This is a genomic window from Burkholderia sp. Ac-20353, from assembly GCF_017104785.1.
GTDB lineage: Bacteria > Pseudomonadota > Gammaproteobacteria > Burkholderiales > Burkholderiaceae > Burkholderia.
In genome coordinates this window covers 1-4,989 of sequence record NZ_JAAGPL010000349.1, presented here as the reverse complement: position 1 = coordinate 4,989, position 4,989 = coordinate 1, and the positions used below count along the sequence as shown (strand labels likewise).

Here is a 4,989-nt window from a genome sequence, read left to right as displayed (position 1 = left end):
CCACAAACGGGCCGAATATAAGGATGCAACCGATCTATCCGCCAGCTCGCAAATTCTCCTTGGCAAATGGGTGGCGCCCATATAAGGCCGGACTTGGCCTTCACGTTCTTCCCCGGCGCTTCGACACGGCCTGCCGCTGACCTGGACAGGTTCCGCACCTGCAAGTCCTCGATACTCACCATCGCGTGGCTATTGCTGATCGTGGTCGTGGCCTTGTGCAGGTAGTCGCGGCGTGCGTTGCCGATGCGGGCATGGATGCGCTGGACGCGGGCCTTCGCTTTTCTCCAATTCTTCGAGAATTTGACCTTGCGGCTCATTGCGCGCTGGTAGCGACGCAGCCGCACCTCATGCTTCTTGAAGCTGTTCAGCGGCGCGAGGAACGTACCGTCGCTTATCGTCGCGAAGCGGGCGATGCCCACGTCGATGCCGATGGCGCTGGTCGCCAGTGGCACGGGCGGCTCGACTTCGCGGGCGGTCTGGACTGATACGACCCACTTGTCGCTGGCCTGGGTCACGGTGACGTTCTTCAGCGTACCGAGCACGTCCCGGCTATTGCGATAGCGCAGCCAGCCGAGTTTGGGCAGGAAGATCCGGCTGTTGGCCTGGTCCAGCTTGATCTGCTTCGGGTCGGGATAGCGGAAGCTGTCTGACTGGCCCTTCCTCTTGAAGCGCGGGAAGTCGGCCCGCTTGGCGAAGAAATTGGTATAGGCCCGCTCCAGGTCCTTGAGCGATTGTTGCAGCGGATGCGTCGGCGCCGCTTTGAGCCACGGCGTTTCCGTGCCGTTGCGCCACCCGGTGAGTTGCTGGCACAGCCCGGCATAGCCCAGCTTCTTCTCGCCGCGCTCGTAGCGCGCCTTCTGCAACGCCAGTGCCTTGTTGAACACGAAGCGACACGCTCCGGCGAAGCGGCGCATGTCGCGCGCCTGTTCGCCAGTCGGCATCAGTTCGAATCGGAAGGCCTGGAGACGTTGCATAGGCTGAGCGTATCACCCACCACTTTTGCGTTGTCAAGGACGCCTGCGGCGTCCGCGCTATCCGTCCCCGGGCTGAAGTCCGGGGCCTGCCGCGCTTCCCGGTCAGCAAAATCGTCGGCTCGCGCCGCGCCACGATCGCCACCAGGACAGCCGAGAATTTCCACTGTCCATCGTTATCCGCGAGGTACAACTTCGCGGCGGGCCAATCCGTTTCGGCAGGAATTCGGAAGCCTTCCACGCCGCGCACTATCGTTTCCAGGACGACCTGCGGCGAGCCCGCATCCGCGTGTGCGTTCGCACGCTCGCCATCGGTATTCAGCACGCTTGTGTCGGATCCCATGCCTTCCTCCTGCACGCTTGAATCTGCACGCTCCGGGCGATACCGGGCCCGGCACGTCTTCACCGGATAATGCATGAAAAATGGAATTCCGACCGATCGCAAGGACACGTCCCGCGCGCACTCAACCGGCGGACGTCGACTCGCCCGGCGCATCGATCTCCGCAGGTGCGGTACTGACCAACCCGGCCGCCGCAATTGCAACGGCAGTGACGATCATCATCGCGCCCCATCCGACCAGGTCGACGAGCACGCCTGCCGCCACGGCACCGCAGGCTCCGGCTGCGTAATAAAGCGTCAGATACGCGGCATTCAACGCACCGGCCCGAGCCGGCTGAATCGCGACGACACCTGCCTGGTTCGCGACCTGGGCAGCGAAACAGCCTGCATCGAACATCGCCAGCCCGACGCCCAACCATCCGGGGCGACCGAGCGCAACCCCAAGCAGCAAGGCCGAAAAGGCCGCCACCGCGAGCCCGCAACGGATGACGGTACGATCGCCGAATCGATCGGCGAGTTTTCCTGCGACGCGCGTCACGCCAAGGCCAAGCACGCCCGCGAGACTGTACGCGCCGATCGCCGCTGCGCTCAGGCTATAGGGCGGCTCGGCCAGACGGATCGCGAGCCCCACCCATACCAGATTGAACGCGAAGAACCACAGCATGCCGGCGCAGGTACGGCGCCTCAGTTGAACGCTGTCGCGCAACAGCTGCGGAACGGCACCGATAGTGATCGCATGGCGGAACCCCCGCTCTGGCCGGCCGCCGGGCAAAAGCGAACCTCCGCCGATCGCGGCCAGCGCAACGAATCCCGCCAGCACAAGCAATGCGCCCCGCCACCCGCACCATTGCGACAACACACCGCCGACGAAGCGACTCAGCAGAATACCGGCGGAAATGCCCGCAGACACGGCCCCCATGGCCCCGCCACGCCGGTGCGGATCCGCGTATTTTCCGACGACGGCGCTGCATTGCGCCGCGACCGTCGTTGCCGCACCGACCAGAAAGAAGCCGACGTCGAGCGCGAGCGGCCCGGGCGACTGGGACACGCACGCGAGCAACAACGCGAGCGCGCCCATTTGCGCCGGAATGAGCGTGCGCGGACTGAACCGGTCAACCAGCGGAACGAGCAGCGCAAGGCCGACCAGGTAACCGAGCATCGTCATCGATGCGAGGGCCGCCATCCGCGATACGGACACGCCGAAGTCGCTCGCGATGACTGACAGCGACGGCTGCAACGCATAGCCGTTGGCGATCGCCACGCCCGCCGCAAGCGCAAGCGTGGCAGTCGCGGCGCTGGACAGCCGTACGCTTTTGTCGGCAACCGTCATGCTGCGGTCCTGACCGCGATCGCCTCGACTTCGACAAGGATCTCCGGATCGACGAACGGAAGCGCATGCACCAGCGAAAACGCCGGCCGGATGTCGCCGTAGGTCTCGCCATGCGCGCGTGCCGCGGCTTCCCAATTGTCGAAGTCCGCGACCACCAGTCGGCTCTGGACGACGTCGGACAATGCGAATCCGCTGTCCGCCAGAACGCTTTCGATCGTCGCCAGCGCATCGCGTGTCTGAGCGTACACGTCTTCCCCTTTACCGGCTGTTCCCGAAATGTAGATGGTGTTATCGACGACCACTGCACGCGAGTAGCCAACCTTGGGCTCCCACTGGGAGCCGGTGCTGATCCGTTGACGCATCTTGAAGATCCCCTTCGATAAGGTTCAGGAACATGACTTACTACTTGAGTAGTACTTCAAGGCGAAGTGTATACTACTCCGGTAGTTAATCAAGGGATTCCGTGAAGGTCGCCGAGGAAGCCAGAGCCAATACACATGAACGAAAACGCGGAACTGATCACGTCATTGATCCGGCTTGGATTTACGCAATACGAGGCGCAGGCATACGCGGCCCTCGTTGGGCAAGCCGCGCTGACGGGTGCGGAAGTCGGCCGGCGCGCCGGCATGCCGCCATCGAAAATTTACGAGACGTTGAATCGTCTGGAAGCGCGCGGCGCGGTGCTCATCAACCGGTCCGAACCTGTCCGCTACGCAGCCGTGCCTCATCGGTCGTTGCTGGAAGAGTTGCGTACGCGCTTCAATGCGGATCTCGAGCTGGCTGCCGGCGCGCTCGACCGGCTGCCCGTGCAGCAGGAGCCGGGGCTGGTCTGGTCGTTGAGCGGGCGGGAAGCGATCATTGGCGCGTTCGCGCGCGCGATCGCCAATGCGAAGACGCAGATCTTTGCAGGCGTCTGGGACGAAGAAATCGACGATCTGGGGCCGCTGCTCGAGGCTGCCACAGCGCGAGGCGTCGACACTCATGTGGCGATTTATGGCAATCGCACGCTCAACGGGCCGCGTCATTACGATATGGCCAAATGCGGTACCAGCGCGAGGCTCAGGCTTGCCGGACGTCGGCTTGCCGTCGCTGTAGCGGACAACACCGAGGCGGTGGTGGCGGAGTTCGGCGATCGTTCACCCGATCAGGCGACGTTGACGACCAACCCGGTCATTGCGCTGCTTGCGGTCGAGTACATCAAGGCGGACGTGAGCGGACGCGTATTGATCGACGCATTGAGCCCGGCAGAATACAAGAAACTCCTGAAGCATCCCGACATGCAGGCGATGCTTGCGCCGATCGACAAGAAGGACTGACGAACGCTACCCCGGGAGGCCGCGAACGCGCTGAACGGGGTGCTCATGGCGATTTCCCACCCGGCGTTAATGGCCTTTCCGAGCTGCAGAACCGTTTCACGATTGAAGCATTTTCCGCGATTTCACTGACGTTTGCAGCGCAACACCGATGGCTGACGCCAGCCACGCAGCCTGCTCCGGCACCTGGCGCACTACATGCATGGTTTTTCATTTGCGCGATGCAGTGCCGGCGGATGGCGCTCGTCACCGCTGCCTGGACCGCATGCGGTGCCCGTTGGTCACTTGCTCGGATGGGTCATTACGTCAGGAAGGAGCCGTACATGAAGAACAAGCCTTGCACAATTGCGATCCTGGTCATGGGCGCGCTCCTGAACATGTCGGCGGCGTCGAGTGCGCCAGCGGACGAGGCACTCGTGGTCACGCCTGACAAGATCCAGTGGGTGGATCTGCCCGGATACGCCGATGCCAAACTCGCCGTCATCGAAGGAAAAATGGACAAGAAGGGGCCGCTCACGTTCCGGATCAAATTCCCGGCCGACACGAAGGTTCCTGCCCATTTTCATCCGGGGGTCGAGCGAACGACGGTCCTTTCCGGCACGATCAACCTGGGCATGGGTGACAAGCTGGATCCCGAGAAGACCACGCCTCTCGGCCCGGGCAGCATGGTTATCATGCCGCCCAAGATGCACCATTTTGCGTGGACCAAGGAGGAAACCGTCATTCAGGTTAACGTAACCGGGCCGTGGGGTATCACCTATATCAATCCAGCTGACGATCCCAGAAAGAAATGATGCTGGGTCGCCGGATCCGCATGGCGCAGGGGCACCTTGCGCTATGCGTCATGGATCTGCACGCAATCGCGCCCCGCGCTGCACGAGTGGCCGCCTGCAAGTCGTGGGTGAACCCATGTCGTTATACACATCGTGACCGGCGAATCGCGGCCGCGAAAGAACACGTTTACTTTCAATGGCATAGAGCAGCGCTTGTAAACTGTCGGCGGATCGCGTCTACTTTCCGCTTTTGAGCGGATGC

General features: G+C 62.8%; 5 protein-coding genes. 2 read left to right on the top strand and 3 right to left on the bottom strand.

Annotated elements, in window-relative coordinates:
* The 3 genes from G3N94_RS39730 to G3N94_RS39720 all read right to left on the bottom strand — a co-directional run.
* The coding region (locus G3N94_RS39730) for a transposase (protein ID WP_241022337.1) at positions 1 to 974 on the bottom strand (974 nt) is incomplete at its 3' end.
* Positions 975 to 1,435: 461 nt separating this feature from the next.
* Positions 1,436 to 2,641: an MFS transporter gene (locus G3N94_RS39725; RefSeq protein ID WP_205799657.1), complete on the bottom strand. Its 1,206-nt coding sequence runs from the start codon at positions 2,639 to 2,641 to the stop codon at positions 1,436 to 1,438.
* Positions 2,638 to 3,003, bottom strand: coding sequence for a RidA family protein (locus G3N94_RS39720; RefSeq protein WP_205799656.1), 366 nt, complete (start codon positions 3,001 to 3,003; stop codon positions 2,638 to 2,640). Before G3N94_RS39720 ends, G3N94_RS39725 begins: the two co-directional genes overlap by 4 nt.
* Positions 3,004 to 3,138: 135 nt before the next feature.
* Between G3N94_RS39720 and G3N94_RS39715 the strand changes: the two genes are divergently transcribed.
* Complete coding sequence (locus G3N94_RS39715) at positions 3,139 to 3,957, top strand: helix-turn-helix domain-containing protein (RefSeq protein ID WP_205799655.1); 819 nt, start codon at positions 3,139 to 3,141, stop codon at positions 3,955 to 3,957.
* A gap of 320 nt (positions 3,958 to 4,277) precedes the next feature.
* On the top strand, positions 4,278 to 4,748 hold the full coding sequence (locus G3N94_RS39710) for a cupin domain-containing protein (protein ID WP_205799654.1): 471 nt from the start codon (positions 4,278 to 4,280) through the stop codon (positions 4,746 to 4,748).
* The last annotated feature ends 241 nt before the right edge of the window (positions 4,749 to 4,989 follow it).